The organism is Pseudomonas sp. AB39(2026) (assembly GCF_059831485.1).
In genome coordinates this window covers 2,207,837-2,226,950 of the sequence record NZ_CP195212.1, presented here as the reverse complement: position 1 = coordinate 2,226,950, position 19,114 = coordinate 2,207,837, and the positions used below count along the sequence as shown (strand labels likewise).

The following is a 19,114-nucleotide window of genomic DNA, read 5'->3' as shown; positions in this document are numbered from 1 at the left end:
GGTTGAACAGCATAGGAACACGGTGACGTGGGAATGTTCGGGGCAAGGGCCAGCCATAAGCGGCGATTCGCCCCCATTTCACCAAGGCACACCTTGTGGACGTTGCCCAGCAGTGAGTTATAAGCCATGGGCCGCACAACACTTCCGCGCCACTTCAATGAACGCTTTGGTAACGGGTGTAGCTTGTGCCTTGTCCAGTACGGCGATGCCCACCAGCCGCTTCACACGGGGGGTCAATGGCTTTGATACGTACGGGGATGCTGTCTGCTGCGGCAGGGACGATTCGGCCACAATGGTCACCCCATCACCACGTGTTACTGCGGCCAGGGTACTCATCAGTTGGGAGGTGCGGTAGCGCACCCGAGGTTGCAGCCGGGCACCGGCGAACAACTGGGAGACTAGCGCAGAGGACCCGGCCTCAGTCAGCACAAAGGGGTCGCTGCATAGGTCATTCAGGCTGACCGCCGGCTGCGTTGCCAGCCGATGGCCGAGGGGGAGCACGGCCACCATCTGATCCTCAAGCAGCAGGCAAGTATCGAACTGGTCATTGGGCAAGGTGACAAAGCCGACGTCCACACGGCGGTCCAATAGCCATTGCACCACTTGGCGGTCTGGCCCTTCATCGATATGGATTTCGATCCCTGGGTGCAGGTGGGAAAAAGAGTCCAGGATCAAGGGCAACAGCCGTTGGGAGGAGGTGGGCCCGAATGAACCGATGCGTAGCGTGCCGACCTTCATGGCCTGTGCGTCAGCGGCCTCCATACGCATGGCCTCCGCCAGGCCCAGCATGGCCTTGGCACGCTGTACCAGCGTTGCGCCAATGTCGGTCAGCTCGATCTGGCCTTGGTAGCGCAACAACAGCGCTACGCCCAGTTCCTGTTCCAGCGCCCGGATGGCATGGGAAACGGCAGACTGAGAGATGTTCAATTCCGTGGCCGCAAGGGTAAAGCCGCGCCGTTGCGCAACCGCGACAAAAATCTCGAGCTGAGTGAGCGTCATTGCCTGGCCATGAGTAAAGGCTCATTTCCGCATGAGTGCGTAAATGCGCAAGGATAGACGAAGCGGACATAAGGGCCAAGGCTGGCGCTCGGTTCGGAAAATAAGGATGTGCCCATGATGACTCAGTGGAAAACGGATGGTATTTCGGGCTTTTGGCCAGAGGCCAATGGCCCTTTCCTGGCCCTGCGCGGTATGCCGGAAGCGGTGGAACCCGGTAATGAGCACCAGGCGCTGTACCGACAGTTGCTGTCAGGTTTCGATAGAATCACCAGCTGTGAAATCAAAGAGCTGTACAGGTTCAAGCTGTTGCTAGCCCAGGTTCCACCAGACATGGCATCACGCCCTGAGCTGAACATGGTGCTGCATGGGTTCAAGGCGTGGGTGAATTTTGACTATGAAGCGGCGCGTGCCGCCTTCGTATGCCACATCAAGGTATACCCCACCGATGTGGTCGCTTTGTTTTTCCTGCACATGCTGGATTTCTGTACGGGCAAGACCACGCGGTTGAAAAATCAGTTTCCTATGCTTGATGCGGCGCTCTCGGCCCAGCACCCTTTGTACTCTTATTATTTATCCATGAAAGCGTTTGTGCTGTGCGAGTGCGGCCTGTTCGGGGAAGCTTTTGATATTGCACTGGAAGCGGTCAACCTGGTGCCGGGCAACATCTACGGCATTCATGCTGCGGCCCATGCGCTGCATGAGCTGGGCCGCTGGGCGGAGTTGGCCGGGTTCCTGGAAAGCCGCAAGCCCGACTGGATCGACAACCCTGGCATGCGCATGCATGTGTATTGGCACCTGGCGATTGCCTACGAACGGTGCAAGAACACCGAGCGCGCGCTGATGGCCTTCGATGCCTTGTACAAGCTCAAGGACAGCCCTTTTGCCAAACAGGACCTGGATGCAGTCGGGTTTCTATGGCGGCTACGGTTGAAGGCGGCCGATGGTCGGTATCACGGTGTGTGGAAGCGCCTGGCCGTGCTATGGAGCGGCGGTATCTTCACGTCTACCTCGTACTTTCACAAGCTCCACGCTGCCTTCGCCTTCTCCGCCAGCAACCAGCCGTTGCTGATTGAAAAGCAGATTGCCGAAAGCGATGGTTTTGGCGTGGAGCCTAAAACGCACCTTGCAGGCGTGGGCGTTCTTAAAGCCATCCACCTCTTCACGTTGGAGGAGTATGGGCAGTGCCTGGAACTGTTGCGCGATACGCGCGCCCATTGGCATTTGCTCGGCGGCAGCCACGCGCAGCGGGAAATCCTTGAGCTGACGCTGGATTACGCCGCACAGCAAACCCTTTCTGTAGCGCTGGGGAGATACTCGGCATGACCCAAGATACAATGCTGGGCCGCCCATTGGCAGACAGCAGCACCTACCTAAAGCTGTCGCTGGTGGCCATGATCTGGGGTGGCACCTTCGTCGCCGGCCGTTATATTTCTGGTGAAACCCCGCCCTTGCTGTCGGCCAGCTTACGCTTTCTGCTGGCGGGCGGTGTGCTGGGTTTATACCTGCTGATATCGGGCCAAGGCTTTGTTCGCCTTACCCGGCCGCAGTCGTTCAAACTGATCGGCCTGGGCTTTTGCGGCATTTTTGCGTACAACCTGTGCTTCTTCTACGGCCTGCATTACATCAGTGCGTCCAGGGCCTCTCTGATAGTGGCGTTGAACCCTGCCGTAATGGCTATCGTGTCCTACCTGTTGTACCGCGAGCACTTGTCCCTGTCGAAAGTAGGCGGGATTGTGCTGTGTGTGGTGGGCGCTGGTGTCGTGTTGCTCACGCGGCTATCAGGCAGCCTTGCAGGCGTGGAGGGCAGCTGGATAGGGGACCTGCTGATTTTTGGCTGCGTATTGAGTTGGGTGGCGTTCAGCATCTTCGGTAAAACCACTGTCAAGGAGATCGGTGCTCTGCATACTGTGACCTATTCGATCATGGCCGGGGCTGCGATGCTAACGGTGACGGCAGTGGGCATGGGGCAGTTCCAACTGGCGGCCATTCAGGCCTTGCCGCTCAGTGAAATGCTGAGCTTGGTGTACCTGGGCGTGATGGGCTCGGCCATTGCCTATATCTGGTACTACAACGGCATTCAGAAAATCGGGGCCACCCGGGCAGGTGTGTTCATTGCCCTCAACCCGCTGACAGCCGTGCTGCTGGGCGGGTTACTGCTAGGGGAGGTACTCAGCGGCTACACCTTTATAGGTGGCGTTCTGATTATTGTGGGCATTGTGGTGTGCAACCGGCCGGTGAAGGCGCGCAGCGCAACCCCAGCGGCGATAGTGCGCCCAGCCTGACAGTACGCGGGAGGGGGGTAGGGGCTGCTTGGTCCCAACTTGCCCTGCTACTTGGTTCGCACCAGGCGGCAGGGCACCAGGTTACTGTACCGTTCGCAATGCGTCGCCTTGTTGGGTGGTATGGCTTTGCTGCAACTGGTTTTCCAGCGTGGACGGCAGCGATGCTACGTACAAGGTGCGGGTAGGGAAGGCAAATTCCACACCCATGTCGGCAAAGGCTTCCATCATTTGCACATTGATAGCCTGCTGAACGTCCATGTACACGTTATAGCTAGGGTCCAGCACGATGTAGACAGTTTCAAATTCCAGTGCGTTTTCGCCGAAGGCCAAGAAGTGGGACCGATCAAAGCGTGCCAGTTTCTGCTCGCTGATGATCCGCTCCACTTGCCGAGGTACCTCTTTGACCTGTTCAGGTGTGCAGCCATAGGTCAGTCGGAATTTGAAAACGATGCGGCGTTCCTGCAGGCGCTTGTAGTTCTGGATGGTGCTACCGATCATTTCGGCGTTCGCCATCACAATCTGTTCGCCCCCCAGGCTGCGAATGCGTGTGGTCTTCAGCCCCACGTGCTCGACCGTACCAGCCAAAGCACCGACCACAATGAAGTCGCCTACCTCGAAAGGCTTGTCGACCGCAATCGACAGTGACGCAAACACGTCGCCCAATATGTTTTGCACTGCCAAGGCGATCGCAATACCGCCAACCCCCAGGCTGGCTACGAACGCGGTGATGTTGACCCCAAGGTTGGAGAGCATGGCCAGCGCCACCACGGCCCACAATAGTACCTTGGCACCCCATAACGCCAATGTGCCCAAGGCACTGCCCGTGTAGACCTCAGACCGGCTATGGCGCTTGAAGTATCGCAGTACAGCCAGTGCAATGGCCCGGTTCGCCCACAAGCCCACTTGCAGGGCCACAACCACGAACCACAGGCTGCTCACCCGCGACGCCCAGCGATCAGGCAGGTCCAGTATGCCTACCCCTATCAATACCGCCCCCAGCAGTAATAGCGCATTATTGGTACTGGACAGCACCTCGATTGCAATGTGGCTCAGGTGTGCATCTGGGCGGTTAGCTCGCCTGCGCAGGTTCTTGAGCACAAAGCCGATGCCCGCCCGGGCAACGGTGAAACTCAGGGTGATGGCCCCTAGGGCCAGGCACCAGTTGGCAAGGGTGATACCTAGAAATTCGGTTTGTGTGATGTTGGTCAGAAAAGCCAGATCCACTGTTTACCTCTGTGTTGGGTGGAGCATTGGGCACGTGTTGTCACACGTGCCGAGAAGCAGGGCGCCGTACAAACATCACGACGCCCCAGGCCAGGCCTAGCAGGGCCGAGCAGGCAGAGCCCACCAGCACCGCCAGTTTGGCAACGCCTAGCAAGTTGGGGTCGCTGAAGGCCAGGCCGGCGATAAAGATGGACATGGTAAAACCGATTCCGGCCAGTAGGCCGATCAACACCACGCCCCGCCAGGTGACGCCCTCTGGCAGTTGGCACAGCTTGAGTTTGACCAGCGCGACACAGGTGAGAACCACCCCCACAGGCTTGCCAACCAGCAACGCCAAGGCTACGCCCAGGCCCACGGCATAGGCGCTGGGGCCTTCAAGGGAGGTGGCATTGAAGGCAACGCCGGCATTAGCCAAGGCGAACAGCGGCATGATTCCATAGGCCACCCAAGGGTGCAGGGCCGTCTGCACACGCTTGACCGGCGGCAGCATTTCCCGCTGTGCCTTTCGGATCTGGCCCAGCGGTTGCTTGACCGAGTCCGCCTCGGGCGCTTCTTTTATGTGGTGGGCCAGGTCGCGAACGGCGCTGAGCAGCGTATCGAACGGGCGCTCGATGGCGGGGCGGGAATAAACCGGTGTTATCAGGCCAAGTATTACGCCAGCCAGGGTAGGGTGTACGCCCAGCTTGGCTAACCCTGCCCACACCATTACGCCCGGCACCACGTACACCCAGGCGTTTGCAAACCCCATGCGCTGCATGGCTAGCACGGTAGCGATGCCCAGCACGGCCAGCGCGGCGCCAGTAGCCTCAAGGGATGTGGTATAGAACAGCGCGATGATCAGCACGGCAGCGATGTCGTCGATGATGGCCAGCGCCAGCAGAAAAATCCTTACCCCAGGGGCAATGGATTTACCCAGCAACGCCAGCACACCTACCGCGAAGGCAATGTCAGTGGCAGTGGGAACAGCCCAGCCCGACAGGGAAGGGTGGCCAAGGTTGGTTGCACTGTAGATCAGGGCGGGTACCAGAACGCCACCTAAGGCTGCCGCCACGGGCAAAGCAGCCATTCGCAGGTTGGACAATGAGCCGTCTTTGATCTCCGACCGGATTTCCATACCGACGACCAGGAAGAAAATGGTCATCAGGCCATCATTGACGATGAAATGCAGTGAAGCACCGAGCGAGTAGTCGCCCAAGGTCAGGCTCAGCCGCGAATGCCAGAAGGTTTCGTAAGTAGCACCCAGTGGGCTATTGGCCCAGGCCAAGGCTATAACGGCGGCAATGACAAGCACGATGCCGCTAACCGCTTCTACATGGCTGAAACGTTCAAGGGCAGTGAGTGCCTGGTGAGTAAGCTGTTGAGCACGAGGCACTGACGTTGAGGCAGGTGTGTTAGGTGCAGGCATGGTCGTCCCTGCCAGCGGCCCGACTGGCATAGATTTTAACCTGCACCCGGCTGCGGCCTAGGTACACCCTGCAGGGATCCTACGGGGTGCAGTAGCAGGGCGCAACGTTCTATTGCCGCACACCTCCAAGCACTGCTTGCGGGCCTGGCTGGCGCAGCGCCCTCGCTGCTTTCAATCAGATTTGCAATACTCGGTGCCTTCCATGTTGGCCTGCCATACGTTCACAGGGCTAACGTTTCGCTGTGGTTATTGCAAGGTGGACTATGCGTATCGAGGCTGTGGACCAAAAGGGCTGTATTATTTGCGATGCCCCGTTGAGCTATTTCTTCTCTAAAACCTACCCGCCCTATCCAGGCAGCCCTTTCGAGCAGGCGTTGAGCGCAGCCTTCTGGAAGTGCAGCGATTGCGGGTTCGTCATTTCCGCCACTCACCAAAACATGAGCCATGCCCAATGGGCGGCGCTGAACGAAAGCTGGCACCTTCATTTTGAAGGCGACCTTGCCGCGCGCACCAACAACCAGCCCCCTTATGCCGACCAGGGCTTGGCGATCAAGCTGCTTGAACAGAACGGGCTGCTCGACCTCTCACGTGCACTCGATTACGCCGCGGGCTATGGCACCCTCTCCAAGGTATTGAAGAAGTACTTCAATACCGACCTTCACGTATTCGACAAATATGTGCGTGCTGAAACGGGCGGCGTGTCGTACGTCTCCCCAGAAGCATTGGGGGTGTACAAACTGGTGATCAACAGCGCCATGTTCGAGCATGTGCTGGACCGGGCGGCCCTTGATGAAGTCAATAACCTGGTCGCTGACGACGGGGTGCTGGCGCTGCACACGCTGGTGTGCGAACGCATCCCCCAGGACCCGAATTGGTTCTACATCAGCCCTATGGTGCACACGGCGCTGCACACCAACAAAAGCATGGCCATGCTGATGGAGCAGTGGGGTTACGCAGCCTCACTGTATTCGCCCCAGGCAAAAACCTGGTTCCTGTTCAAGGCGGGCAGCCCACACCTGAGCACCCTGGCTGAACAAGTAGCCCGTATCAACGAAGAGCTGCAGACCCCTTACTTTCATTACAAAGCAGGCTTCGTGGACTATTGGAAGGGGTTTTGAGCATGGGCCAGGCAACGCCAGGGCCAAGCCATAGGAGTGATATAAGCGTCTGTGCAGCACAGTACTGTGCGGTAGCAGGAAATATCGAAGCCAATATTGCTCGGCATGAACACTTCATGCGCCAGGCGGCCCAGCATCACGTGGCATTTCTGGTGTTTCCGGAGCTTTCCCTGACAGGTTATGAGCCTTCACTGGCTGCCCAATTGGCGTTGCCCCCAGGCGCACCCTGCTTGCAACCCTTGCGGGTACTGGCAAGGCAATTACGTATGACCACGGTGGTAGGTTTGCCCGTGCGGTTGGCTGGCCAGAGCACGGTTATGGTCGGTGCGCTTGTATTGGGCGCGGACGGTTCTCAAGCGCTGTACACCAAACAGCACCTCCATGAAGGTGAAGACGTCGTGTTCAGCCCTGGAACGGGCGGTGCGTTGGTAGAGGTGAGCGGCGAGCCTCTGGCGCTGTCCGTATGCGCAGACTTCACCCATGCCAGCCATGCCCAGGCTGCGGCACGCGCCGGGGCTGGTATATACGCCGCCAGCGTGCTGATCAGTGAGGCCGGCTATGCCAAGGACAGCGCGCTACTTCAAGGCTACGCGGCAGCGCACCCATTCGGCGTGCTAATGGCCAACCACGGCGGGCCTTCGGGTGGCTGGGCCTGTGCGGGGCGTAGCGCGTTTTGGGCGCAGGGCGGGCGGCTGGTGGTGAGTGCTGCAGGCACGGGCGATTGCTTGGTTATTGCCTGTCGGCGTGCGGGCGTTTGGGAGGGCGAGGTGTTGGCGGTGCAGGCAGGGGTATAGCCACCCCAACCCTTGGCCAAAGCAGGCACCAGCGAAAACGAGCCGTTGTGAAAACACTAAAGACGTTGAAGGGGGAGTACCGAACCGCGACATGTCAGGGAACCTAATAGCGCCATTGGCCACTTAGGCGCTAATTGGTTCAGCTGGGGCGGCTATGAACACCATTACGAATGCGGCGTCTTCGTTGCTGAAGGCAGCCTTCAGCGAAACAGGGCAGCAGAAGCTAACGCAGGCCATCAAGGTTGCCAGCAATATTGCAGGCAGCGTTGGGTTGCAGATGACCGAGGCGCTGATGTCACAGCATACGGCCAAGCCTGGTGATCCGAAGCACGAGATGTTCGCGCACGTTATGCAAGCCTTGCAGGGCAAGGCGGCCGTACGCAATGTGCAAACGCACGAAAAGGGTGGAGCGTTTGAATTGGCGCAGGAGGTGCGAGGTGCCAGCAAGGTCAATTATGAACGCGATGTGAAGCTTTCAAACCTTATGAGCTACCTAGGCATCAGCGATCGTGCAGGCGTTCTGTTGCACTCTATTGGCCAAAGCCTACTGTCTGCAATGCACTCGGTTGCACCGCAATTCAGCAAAGAGGTCGCTGCCCAGGCAAAGCAGGCTTTCCTGAGCCGTAGTAGCCTTAGTGGGCTTCGGGCTTTTCAGGATGCTGCTAAACAGGCGAGTGGGCGGCGGCCTGCTACGCCACCGCCACGCTATAGCGCACAGGACCCAGGCCGGTTCCGTAATCCTCAGGCGTCCCAAGGCTATGCGCGGCCATCCTCGCCGCCACCGCCTTATACCCCACCGAACCCTAATACGTTCGCTAATCCGCCGGGCGCACAAGGTGATACGCCTCCACCGCTGCCGCCGCGCCCCAGCACATCCAAGCCTGGTACGTTTGCCACTCCAACGAGCGCGCAAGGTGATAGGCCGCCACCGCTGCCGAAGCGCCCCAGTGTACCTAACCCAGCACCGAACTTCTCTCAGCCACAACAGGCTGACAACGCAGCACCGCCACCTCGCCCACCCAAAGAAAGAGAAGCGGCTCCCGGCAGCGGGCAGTCACAGACCGCTGGCGCTGTGCGGACGGGGCCATCTACGTTTGCAGACCAGCCTGGGACACAAGAAAGCCAAAAGAGCACAACACCGCCGCCACGGCCCCGTCGCAACAGTGAGCCCAATCCAACACCAAACCTCGCTCAGCCACCAAAGGCTGAAAACGCGGCGCCACCACCTCGCCCGCCTAAGGAGACAGAAGCAGCCGGCGGCGATCAACCACCTACCGCTGGCGTCGATGAGCGCACTGGGCGCCCCAGTGCCAGCGCCGGTACCGAACGCCCGCGTGCACAGAACGCACCGCCACCCAGGCCGCCTAAGGTCGAACAGGAGAAGCCTCATACCGAATCAACCGCAGGTGCTGGCAAGGTTGAGGAGGCGGCGCCAAAAGAGTCGGCTGCTAAACCGCTTTATCAGCATATGGGCCTGCTAGCTGATGCCACCACTGCGCAAATCAAGACGACTTATAGGAAAAGAGTGTTAAAAGATCATCCAGACAAGAATCCAAATGACCCAGATGCCCAAGCTCGGTTCACGCAACTCGACAATGCCTATAAAATCCTTTCCAACGTCACAAACAGAGACTATTACGACAAGGGGTGGATTAATGATGAGGGGAAAAAGACTTTGTCGGGCTGGAAGAATATTCCACCTGAGTGGGAAGCCCCTTGAGTAATGCCCTTGGCGCTCACATTCCTGTTTGCATAAAGCGCTGCTGCGATTGAATAGGGGGGCTGGCCCGCTTGTATAACTATATCCAGATGCGGCCAACATTCCCTAGCCAGAGAGCCAGCTGTGATCCGAGAACTCAAAACCTTCATCTGCGTTGCGCGCCGAGGTACCTTTGCCGCAGCGGGGCAGGAGGTGGGCTTGACCCCGTCCGCAGTGAGTGCGCAAATCCGCACCCTTGAAGACAGCCTGGGGGTGAAGCTTTTTGACCGTACTGGCCGGGCCGCCACCCTTAACTCCGCAGGCCAGCGGGCCATTCCCCTAGCGGAGGAAATGCTGCAGCTGTTTGCACGTATGGGTGCGCCTGCTACAGAGAACGACTTTCATGGCGCCTTGCGTATTGGCGCCATTGGCACGGTGCAAACCGGCATCCTTCCGCAGGTGCTGGTAGCGCTTAAGGCAAAGGCGCCGTTTATCGAGGCCAGCCTTATTCCGGGTGTGTCGCTCAACCTGCTCAGCCTGGTGGATTCTGGGGACCTGGACCTGGCGATCATGATTAACCCGCCGTTTGCATTACCCAAGGACCTGCGCGCCGAAGTGATCGCCCGGGAGCCTTATGTGCTCATTACGCCCAAAGGCGTACGCGGCAGCGACCCGGCGCAACTACTGCGAGACCATCCTTTTATCCGCTACGACAGAAACTCGTTCGGTGGCCGTTCGGTCACGCAGTTCCTGCGCGAGCACAAACTCTCTGTTCGCCAGGCCCTGGAGCTGGATGAGTTGGACGCCATCGTAAAAATGGTGCGCAGCGGCCTAGGGGTGGCGCTGGTGCCTTTGGCGGGGCTGTGGCTGGAGAATGCTTCTGACGTTCGAATCATCCCGCTGAAAGCACAGACGTTCTACCGCGAAATCGTACTGCTAACGCGCTACCAGCAACGGCACGCACCGCTGTTCAGCCTGTTCCGTACCTGCGTGGTAGATGCCATGGCGAGACATAGCGCTCAAGCGCCTCGCCTTGACCTTGGCCACTAATGCCTACTTCTGTATTGCGCACAGCTTCTGAGCACTTAGGCTTCATCCCTGTTGAATATGATGCAAAACAGGGAAAAAACCGCTGACTCAACAAAAATAGTGTTGCTCAGCACCTGAAATATCCGTTTTTATCCAGCAAGCTTTCGGTCAAGAATCAGGTCACGCCTAACAACGACTAGGATGACCACCGTGAGCCTCTCTCCTTTTCACCTCGCTATTCCCGTTTACGACCTGGCAGCCGCACGTCACTTCTACGGCACTGTGTTTGGCCTTTCCGAAGGGCGCTCCAGCGCTCAATGGGTGGACTTCGATTTCTACGGCCACCAATTGGTAATCCACGAGCACCCGAAAACCGAATCCCAGGCGTCCGTTCACTCCAACCCGGTAGACGGCCACGATGTGCCCGTCCCGCATTTCGGCATCATCCTCCATTGGAATGAATGGGAAGCCCTGGCAGACCGCCTGCGCGCCCGTGACACCCAGTTCGTGATCGAACCCTATGTACGTTTTCAGGGCCAAGTGGGCGAACAGGCCACCATGTTCCTGTTCGACCCTTGTGGGAATGCGCTGGAGTTCAAGGCGTTCAAGGACATGAGCCAGCTGTTCGCCAAGTAACGGTTGGGTTTCGATTGCCGCTGCGGCCAACCCATAGGGACCGGTATGTTTGACGTCAATGCCAACGCTACCCAGCGACCTGTGTCGGTTCCAAAGCCTGTTGATCGCAATCACGCCTGGCAGTTCGAGCCATGTGGCGAGTGTTGCGTCATCCTGGTGTTCGACACGGTGTTCTCTATTGAGCGCAACCGCCAGGCAGCGGCAGCCGCCAATGCCTTGCGCCACCTGAAGAGGCAGGGCCTGTTGCCAGGCATTACTGATGTGGTCGCTGCCATGGTGACAGTAGGCGTGCATTACTCACCCATGGCGTTTGCCGCTCAATACCCACATACCTCTCCATTCGAGGCCGTATGTGAGTTGTTAAGTGCTTCACTGAACCAGCCTGTAGCTGGAACTACAGCGCCTGCCAAGCGCGTTGAAATTCCAGTGTGTTACGAAGCTGAGTATGCGCCGGACCTGGAACAGGTGGCAGACGCCTGTTCGCTCTCGGTGAAGCAACTGATAGAAGCCCATACGGCACATTGGCTTGATGTACTGATGATGGGGTTCGCCCCTGGCCACCCCTACATCGGCCTGCACCCTGAAGCGTTGGCAGTACCCCGCCGCTCGGTGCCGCGCACGCAGGTAAGGAAAGGCAGCATTGGGATCGCCAACCAGCAAAGCGTGATCTACCCGGCTGACCTGCCTGGTGGTTGGAACCTGGTGGGGCTTACGCCTTTAAACCTGTTTTCACCAAACGACGAAGTACCTTGCCTGCTGAAGGGGGGTGACCAGGTTCGCTTTACCGCAATCAGCCGCCGCGAGTTTGACGTACTGGCGCAAGGAGAGGCCCTGTGACCCTTAAAGTGATCAAGCCGGGCTTGCTATCGGCTTTCCAGGACACCGGGCGCCATGGTTTCCAGCATTGGGGGGTACCGGTGGGGGGTGTAATGGACGAAGCCGCCCATGAACTGTGCAACCTGCTGGTAGGCAACCCACGGACCTTCACTACGCTGGAGATGACCCTTCAAGGCCCGACCCTGCATTTCCAAGCCAAGGCACTGGTTGGGCTGGCCGGTGCTGACCTCGGGGCTGTCATCAATGGCGAACCTTTCAAACCCGGCATGTCACGGGTCGTGCCTGCCGATTCCGTGCTCAGCTTTAGCAAACGGGTCAAAGGCGCCAGGGCGTACTTGGCTGTTGGCGGTGGTTTCCTGTTGCCTGCGGTGATGAATAGCACCAGCACCCATACCCGTGGTGGCTTCGGCGGCCTGCGAGGCCGAGCGTTGCAAGCGGGGGACCTTATTCCTATCTGTTCGTCGTTCGCCAACCCGCCACGGCTGGCGGCCTGGCAGGAACACGGTGTGGAGGAGGGGCTGGAGGCGCCGATCAGGGTGATGGTGGGCAGGGAGTGGCGCTTCTTCAGCGAGCAGGCACGGCGAGTACTGTTAGACAGTCGCTACACCCTGACCCCTGCGTCGGACCGTATGGGTTACCGGCTTGAGGGGGAGGCACTGCCGCTGGCGATGCCATGCGAACTGCTATCGGAAAGCGTGGCCTTTGGCACGGTGCAAGTGCCGCCCAATGGCCAGCCTGTGATCCTGATGGCGGACAGGCAAACCACCGGGGGTTACCCCCGTATTGCCCAGGTGGCCAGCGTAGACCTGCCACGGCTGGCGCAAATGCTGCCGGGCGATACGTTGCGCTTTTCCCTTATCGACTTGCACAGCGCACAGGCGCTGCTTATCAAGCGCGCCCGAGGGCTCAAGGCAATGGAGGCCTTCAATGCCTAGGCGTAACGGTCACTGCAACACCTGTGAGGTAACAATGCGGCCCTAGGGCACTGCTTTACAACAAATCCGTAGCCATACAAAACAATAAGAGGCGCTACATGAACAGTTTATTTGCGACGGTTTACCTCTGCCCAGCTTGCCGAACGTTGGGTATTCACACCCTGTGAATGCCTGCCCGATAACGCTATTGGCCATCCGCCAAGAGGGAAGGTAACCATGTCCCGTGTGCTTTCTGAAACCGCTTCCGCCCCCTTCACTAGCGTCACGAACACTGACGCTTCGACCCTGATAGCCAGAAGAGCGGCCATGGCGTCTGCTACGGGCACCGCGGTTGAATATTATGAGTTCAGTATCTACGGCTACATGGCGACTCTGATTGCACCGCTGTTCTTCCCGAGCGGTAACGCTACGGCCGCGCTGCTGGCAACCCTGGCAGTGTTTGGCATCGCTTTTGTGGTGCGCCCTATTGGTGGCGTGCTGCTAGGGCGGTTGGCCGACCGCATCGGCCGTCGCAAGGTGCTGTTGACCACGGTGATTGGCATGGGTACGGCCACCGCCTTGATCGGCGTACTGCCCACTACGGCCCATATCGGCATCGCCGCGCCTGTGTTGCTGGTGCTGCTCAGGCTGTTCCAGGGGTTTTTCGCCGGGGGCGAGGTGGTAGGTGCCGCAGCCTTTGTCGCCGAGTCCTCGCCAGACGGCCGTCGCGGCTTCTTCGGCGCATTCACGCCGTTGGGGGTTGCAGTCGGCGGCGCGGCAGGGGCGATAGTATGCGGGGTTACCACAGGGCTACTGAGTGCTGAACAGTTGCAGAGCTGGGGGTGGCGCATTCCGTTTTTTCTGTCCATTCCCCTGGTGGTTTTTTCGTTCTACATGCGCCACAACGTGGAAGAAACCCCGGCGTTCAAAGCCTTCCTGGCCAAGGATAAACCACCGGTAGCACCGGTCAGGGAAGTGTTCCGCCATAACCTGCCATCCTTGTTGCGCGTCATTGTGTTCGCCTTTGCGCAAAACGCTGGCTACTTCATTGGCATGGTGTTCATGAACATCTACCTCACCACCTACCTGCACTTCGACAAGGCCAAGGTGTACTGGGTGATTGCGGTAGTGAGCCTGTGCATGGCAGCCATGATGCCGTTCTGGGGTGGATTATCGGACCGCATCGGCCGCAAGAAAGCCCTTGCCATTGGCTTTGGTGGCTACGTAGTGCTGGTGGTGCCCATGATGATGCTAATGGGCAGCGGGGGCTTCTGGGTCGCCGCCTTCGCCATGTTCGTTGCCACCTTGCCCATGCCGGTGGTGCAATCAGTGGGCTACCCCACCTATGCCGAGCAATTCCCGACCCAAGTGCGCTACACCGCCATGGCGATCAGTATCAACATAGGGGCGATATTGGGGGGTGGGTTGACGCCCTATGTGGTGACGTCGCTGATTGCCGATACAGGCAACCTGCTGCTGCCCGGTTACTTTATGGGCGGGGCGGCGGTGCTGGCGCTGGGGGCGTTGACCACGTTGCGAGAGACGGCACAGGGTGGGTTGAGGGGGGAGTGATGGGAGGTGTGCCGAGGTAGGCGTAATGGGGCAGGACTGATAGAGACCTCCGCCAGCTTCTGAATCCACTCGTTTGGTTGCGGTAGTAAACAGCAGTTTCTACCGCGACAGGTGTATAAGGTTTTAATGTGCATCCATATATTTGCCGATCAAAAACACCTTGGGTCTCGGGAAGCGAAACAGGGATTAAACTTCAACTAGTTGATGAAATAATATTAGTGCTATTACAAGAATAATCTGCGCGGTCCACGGAATCGTAAGCAGGTATTTGAGCTTCACAGGAAAGCGCTTGATCTCTTGTCTATTCAATAAGCCTCTTCTTTCTCCAAGGCTTGGTATCCAAAGGTACCAATAGATCATGCCGCAACGCATAACCTTACCCGACAGCCCTGCACTCGAAAAAACTCTTTTATTTTCTTCAATAAATTTACAGTTGGGAAGGCAGCGTTCAAATTTCTCGATATAGGCGTGAGCCACATAGAAAGAAACGCACATCGTTATTGAGATGGAAAAAGTTATAATGGTTGCTATTAGCCTAGGATCCACGCCTATCATGAGCTGGTCTGCCTATATAGATACTCACCTGTTACCTCACCAAATTTAGCCCCCAACGCGCCTAATGCTATGCCACCGGCAGCTCCCCCTATTACCGCACAGGCTAATGCAGCACCTCCGCCTGTGGGTATACTTAATCCAGCACATATCATCCCCGCAAGATTACTGCCCAAAGCACCACCTAGCGTGCTGCCGCCCAAGCTTCCCAGTAGTGAAGTACCCTCGGCATAGGTAGCTTTTACCGCAGGATGGCTGCCCCGCCTGTTCGAAAAGCCAATATGTTGAGCGGATGTTCGGTTAGCTGAAGGAGAAAATCGCCGGATCGGTACACGCTGCGACAAGCTGGCTAAAAGCCTTTCAGCGATGGTTTCACTCGCTTGCTCGCTACGGTGTTTGCGACAGCTAATTTTGTACAGAACCTAGGCTGGTATTACTTGCTCTCTTTGGTAACCGTACCAAGCTTTGCATCTTTTACCAAGTACCGACCTTCTACATCACTTAGCTGCTTCAAGCTATTGCGCGCCATGACCACGCCCACTTCAACTTCTTGCTTGAGGTAAGTGACCTCACCCGCTTTAACAGTAATCGGCATGTCTGCCCAGTTTTCGGCTTTAGAGCTGATGACATGCTTGCCAGGCGTTACGTAAAAGTAAATGTACTGATTCCCACGGTTGTAGCCCATTTCGGAATCAGCTTCTTTGTCATCAAGAAAGACGTTGAAGCGCACCATCATCCCGGCATTGCTTGGTCGGACCACATAAACGAGACCCTTATCAGACACGGCATTCTTGGGCAGTGAAAAATTGGCTACCTCAGCTTGCATCTGTTCAGGGGAGGGTGAAGACGCACAGCCATAAAGGAGAGCTATTGAAAATACAGCTGTGGCTTTGCAAAAGGCTTTGAACATAAAAGGCTTCCTTGCTGATTACACATGGACGACGGAAAGGCACTACTCATGCCGGCACAGAGCCTTTGAGCATAAGCAGGATGGACGATCATAATATTTCGTCACAAAATTGACGTCAATGTATTTGCATTTCCGGAATTTCAATGAGAGGCCGATGGTGAGGCTGTTGGCGGTTTGGCGATGGGGCAGCCTTTGCGGTGGGACTCAGCATGGGCAAGATTCAAGCGCACCTTTTCAGTGTGTCAGGCGTTTGAATAAGGGGGCGCCGTATCCGCCGGTCAACCATCCACTAAACATGCAGGCACAAAAAAACCGGCCTATCGCCGGTTTTTTACACGATCCTCATACCGAGAATTGTGATCCTTCTATTTGGTGCCCCGAGGGAGACTCGAACTCCCACTCCTTTCGAAAACGGATTTTGAATCCGCCGCGTCTACCAATTCCGCCATCAGGGCTTGCTGGGCGCGAAGTATAGAGAGGGTGCGACCGTTGGTCAATCAGCTTTCATGGTCAAATTTGCAGTTTTCCGCTAAGCTTCCCGGCCCTGCGGATCCCCCTGTGCAAAATAATGCGTGTCGCTGACTTTTCCTTTGACCTTCCCGACGCCCTGATCGCCCGCCATCCTCTGGCCGAGCGCCGTGGCAGCCGCTTGCTGGTGCTCGATGGCCCTACAGGCGAGCTGGCTCACCGCCAATTTGCAGACCTGCTGGACTACGTGCGCCCCGGCGACCTGATGGTGTTTAACAACACGCGGGTGATCCCGGCGCGGTTGTTTGGCCAGAAGGCCAGCGGCGGCAAGGTGGAGATGCTGGTGGAGCGTGTGACCGGCACCCATCAGGTACTGGCCCACGTACGCGCCAGCAAGGCACCGAAGCCGGGTACCACGCTATTGATAGAAGGTGGTGGCCAGGCAGAGATGGTCGGGCGGCACGATACCCTGTTTGAGCTGCATTTCGACCAGCCGGTATTGCCCTTGCTGGAGCAGGTCGGCCACATGCCGTTGCCGCCTTATATAGACCGGCCGGATGAAAGCGCCGACCGTGAGCGCTATCAGACCGTGTACGCACAGCATGCCGGCGCCGTGGCTGCGCCCACGGCCGGGCTGCATTTTGACGAGCCCTTGCTTGAGGCCATTCGCGCCAAGGGTGTGGGCACAGCCTTCGTGACCTTGCATGTAGGTGCGGGCACGTTCCAGCCAGTGCGGGTCGAGCGGCTTGAAGACCACCAGATGCATAAAGAGTGGTTGGAAGTGAGCGCCGAGGTGGTTGAAGCCGTGAAAGCGTGCAAGGCCAGGGGAGGGCGGGTAATCGCCGTAGGCACTACCAGTGTGCGTTCCCTGGAAAGCGCTGCCCGTGATGGCGAGCTCAAGCCGTTCAGTGGCGACACCGATATTTTCCTGTTCCCGGGCCGGCCGTTCCATGTGGTCGATGCCCTGGTCACCAATTTCCATTTGCCGGAATCCACCTTGCTGATGCTGGTTTCCGCTTTCGCTGGCTACCCCCAGACCATGGCAGCCTACGCGGCGGCCATTGCCGGGGAATACCGCTTCTTCAGTTACGGTGATGCCATGTTCATCACCCGCAATCCGGCGCCGGAAGGGCCTGCGGGCAGCGCCATCGAGGACCACCCATGAGTCGCACTTGCCGTATGTCGTTCGAACTGCTGGCCACCGATGGCAAGGCCCGTCGTGGCCGCCTCACCTTCCCCCGTGGCGTGGTGGAAACCCCGGCGTTCATGCCGGTGGGCACCTATGGCACGGTAAAAGGCATGCTGCCCCGTGACATCGAGGCCACAGGCGCGCAGATGATCCTGGGCAATACCTTCCACCTGTGGCTGCGCCCTGGCACTGAGGTGATCAAAGGCCACGGTGACCTGCATGACTTCATGCAGTGGAAAGGCCCCATCCTCACGGATTCGGGCGGCTTTCAGGTGTTCAGCCTGGGTGCCATGCGCAAGATCAAAGAAGAAGGCGTGACCTTCGCCTCGCCAGTGGACGGTTCCAAGGTGTTCATGGGGCCGGAAGAGTCCATGCAGGTGCAGCGGGACCTGGGCTCGGACGTGGTGATGATTTTCGACGAATGCACCCCATACCCGGCCACCCATGACGTGGCGCGTACGTCCATGGAGCTGTCCCTGCGCTGGGCCCAGCGTTCCAAGGTGGCCCATGGCGATAACACCGCCGCACTGTTCGGTATTGTGCAGGGTGGTATGCACCAGGACCTGCGCATGCGCTCCCTGGAAGGCCTGGAAAACATTGGTTTCGATGGCCTGGCCATCGGCGGGCTGTCTGTGGGTGAACCCAAGGACGAAATGATCAAGGTGCTGGACTACCTGCCAGCGCAGTTGCCCGCAGACAAACCTCGTTACCTTATGGGGGTTGGCAAACCGGAAGACCTTGTTGAAGGTGTGCGCCGAGGCGTCGACATGTTCGACTGCGTGATGCCCACTCGCAATGCGCGCAATGGGCACCTGTTTGTTGAAACCGGCGTGATCAAGATCCGCAACGCGGTTCACCGCCATGATGAGTCGTCGCTGGACCCAACCTGCGACTGCTATGCCTGCCAGAACTTCTCCCGCGCCTATCTGCATCACTTGGACAAGTGTGGCGAAATGCTGAGCAGCATGCTCAATACCATCCATAACTTGCGCCATTATCAGCGCCTGATGGCTGGTTTGCGCGAGGCTATTCAACAGGGTAAATTGGCCGCCTTTGTCGACGCCTTCTATGCACGGCTCGGGCTTCCCGTGCCGCCTCTGGACCCACTTTAATAATTGACGAAACACGTCGAATGGAGCGCTGAATGAGCTTTCTGATCCCCGCCGCCTATGCGGATGCAGCTGCGCCGGCTGCCGGCCCGGCCGGTACCGGTTTCGAATGGATTTTCCTGGTTGGCTTCCTGGTCATCTTCTACTTCATGATCTGGCGCCCACAGGCCAAGCGTGCCAAGGAGCAGAAAAACCTGCTCGGTGGCCTGCAGAAGGGTGATGAAGTGGTGACCTCCGGCGGTATTGCCGGGAAAATCACCAAGGTCAGCGACGACTTCGTGGTACTGGAAGTGTCGGACACCGTTGAACTGAAATTCCAGAAGGGTGCCATTGCGGCCACTCTGCCCAAGGGCACGCTCAAAGCGATCTGATCAAGA

The 19,114-nt window shown here is 58.1% G+C and carries 17 protein-coding genes, 1 tRNA gene and 1 pseudogene; 14 read left to right on the top strand and 5 right to left on the bottom strand.

Features of this window, described 5'->3' with window-relative positions; translation table 11 throughout:
• Positions 1-117 precede the first annotated feature (117 nt).
• A complete protein-coding gene (locus ACSAMW_RS10115; RefSeq protein WP_500593805.1) occupies positions 118-999 on the bottom strand; it encodes a LysR family transcriptional regulator in 882 nt (293 codons plus the stop codon).
• A gap of 114 nt (positions 1,000-1,113) precedes the next feature.
• On the opposite strand from ACSAMW_RS10115, the gene ACSAMW_RS10110 reads away from it, so the two are divergent.
• The gene (locus ACSAMW_RS10110) at positions 1,114-2,322 is read left to right on the top strand and encodes a tetratricopeptide repeat protein (protein ID WP_500593804.1); all 1,209 of its coding nucleotides are present in this window, start codon (positions 1,114-1,116) and stop codon (positions 2,320-2,322) included.
• Positions 2,319-3,281, top strand: a complete 963-nt coding sequence (locus tag ACSAMW_RS10105; RefSeq protein WP_500593803.1) for a DMT family transporter — start codon at positions 2,319-2,321, stop codon at positions 3,279-3,281. Before ACSAMW_RS10110 ends, ACSAMW_RS10105 begins: the two co-directional genes overlap by 4 nt.
• A gap of 81 nt (positions 3,282-3,362) precedes the next feature.
• On the opposite strand, the gene ACSAMW_RS10100 is transcribed toward ACSAMW_RS10105, so the two are convergent.
• Together ACSAMW_RS10100 and nhaA are read right to left on the bottom strand one after the other, a co-directional pair.
• Complete coding sequence (locus ACSAMW_RS10100) at positions 3,363-4,505, bottom strand: mechanosensitive ion channel family protein (protein WP_500593802.1); 1,143 nt, start codon at positions 4,503-4,505, stop codon at positions 3,363-3,365.
• 40 nt (positions 4,506-4,545) lie between these two features.
• On the bottom strand, positions 4,546-5,910 hold the full coding sequence (gene nhaA / locus ACSAMW_RS10095; RefSeq protein WP_500593801.1) for a Na+/H+ antiporter NhaA: 1,365 nt from the start codon (positions 5,908-5,910) through the stop codon (positions 4,546-4,548).
• A gap of 263 nt (positions 5,911-6,173) precedes the next feature.
• Between nhaA and ACSAMW_RS10090 the strand changes: the two genes are divergently transcribed.
• From ACSAMW_RS10090 to ACSAMW_RS10050, 9 genes and pseudogenes are all read left to right on the top strand, one after another.
• Complete coding sequence (locus tag ACSAMW_RS10090) at positions 6,174-7,028, top strand: class I SAM-dependent methyltransferase (RefSeq protein ID WP_500593800.1); 855 nt, start codon at positions 6,174-6,176, stop codon at positions 7,026-7,028.
• Between the two features lie 2 nt (positions 7,029-7,030).
• Positions 7,031-7,822, top strand: coding sequence for a carbon-nitrogen hydrolase family protein (locus ACSAMW_RS10085; RefSeq protein WP_500593799.1), 792 nt, complete (start codon positions 7,031-7,033; stop codon positions 7,820-7,822).
• A 154-nt stretch (positions 7,823-7,976) separates the two neighbouring features.
• Positions 7,977-9,542: a J domain-containing protein gene (locus ACSAMW_RS10080; RefSeq protein WP_500593798.1), complete on the top strand. Its 1,566-nt coding sequence runs from the start codon at positions 7,977-7,979 to the stop codon at positions 9,540-9,542.
• Between the two features lie 123 nt (positions 9,543-9,665).
• Positions 9,666-10,571, top strand: coding sequence for a LysR family transcriptional regulator (locus ACSAMW_RS10075; protein ID WP_500593797.1), 906 nt, complete (start codon positions 9,666-9,668; stop codon positions 10,569-10,571).
• A 189-nt stretch (positions 10,572-10,760) separates the two neighbouring features.
• Positions 10,761-11,186, top strand: a complete 426-nt coding sequence (locus tag ACSAMW_RS10070; protein WP_500593796.1) for a VOC family protein — start codon at positions 10,761-10,763, stop codon at positions 11,184-11,186.
• 45 nt (positions 11,187-11,231) lie between these two features.
• On the top strand, positions 11,232-12,023 hold the full coding sequence (gene pxpB / locus ACSAMW_RS10065; protein WP_500593795.1) for a 5-oxoprolinase subunit PxpB: 792 nt from the start codon (positions 11,232-11,234) through the stop codon (positions 12,021-12,023).
• The gene (locus ACSAMW_RS10060; protein WP_500593794.1) at positions 12,020-12,958 is read left to right on the top strand and encodes a 5-oxoprolinase subunit C family protein; all 939 of its coding nucleotides are present in this window, start codon (positions 12,020-12,022) and stop codon (positions 12,956-12,958) included. The genes pxpB and ACSAMW_RS10060 overlap by 4 nt, the downstream gene beginning before the upstream one ends.
• Positions 12,959-13,264: 306 nt before the next feature.
• Complete coding sequence (locus tag ACSAMW_RS10055) at positions 13,265-14,509, top strand: MFS transporter (protein WP_500593793.1); 1,245 nt, start codon at positions 13,265-13,267, stop codon at positions 14,507-14,509.
• 807 nt (positions 14,510-15,316) lie between these two features.
• Positions 15,317-15,487: pseudogene (locus ACSAMW_RS10050) on the top strand (IS5/IS1182 family transposase); the annotation flags it as partial.
• Between the two features lie 7 nt (positions 15,488-15,494).
• Here ACSAMW_RS10050 and ACSAMW_RS10045 read toward each other — a convergent pair.
• Entirely contained in the window at positions 15,495-15,887 is a 393-nt protein-coding gene (locus tag ACSAMW_RS10045; RefSeq protein ID WP_500594016.1) for a DUF2846 domain-containing protein, read from the bottom strand.
• Positions 15,888-16,341: 454 nt separating this feature from the next.
• A tRNA-Leu gene (locus ACSAMW_RS10040) sits at positions 16,342-16,426 on the bottom strand.
• A gap of 113 nt (positions 16,427-16,539) precedes the next feature.
• Between ACSAMW_RS10040 and queA the strand changes: the two genes are divergently transcribed.
• From queA to yajC, 3 genes are read left to right on the top strand one after another with little or no spacing between them, the layout of a single operon-like run.
• On the top strand, positions 16,540-17,604 hold the full coding sequence (gene queA / locus ACSAMW_RS10035) for a tRNA preQ1(34) S-adenosylmethionine ribosyltransferase-isomerase QueA (protein ID WP_500593792.1): 1,065 nt from the start codon (positions 16,540-16,542) through the stop codon (positions 17,602-17,604).
• 14 nt (positions 17,605-17,618) lie between these two features.
• A complete protein-coding gene (tgt, locus tag ACSAMW_RS10030) occupies positions 17,619-18,740 on the top strand; it encodes a tRNA guanosine(34) transglycosylase Tgt (RefSeq protein ID WP_500594015.1) in 1,122 nt (373 codons plus the stop codon).
• Between the two features lie 32 nt (positions 18,741-18,772).
• Positions 18,773-19,108, top strand: a complete 336-nt coding sequence (gene yajC / locus ACSAMW_RS10025; protein WP_168084467.1) for a preprotein translocase subunit YajC — start codon at positions 18,773-18,775, stop codon at positions 19,106-19,108.
• Positions 19,109-19,114: the final 6 nt, after the last annotated feature.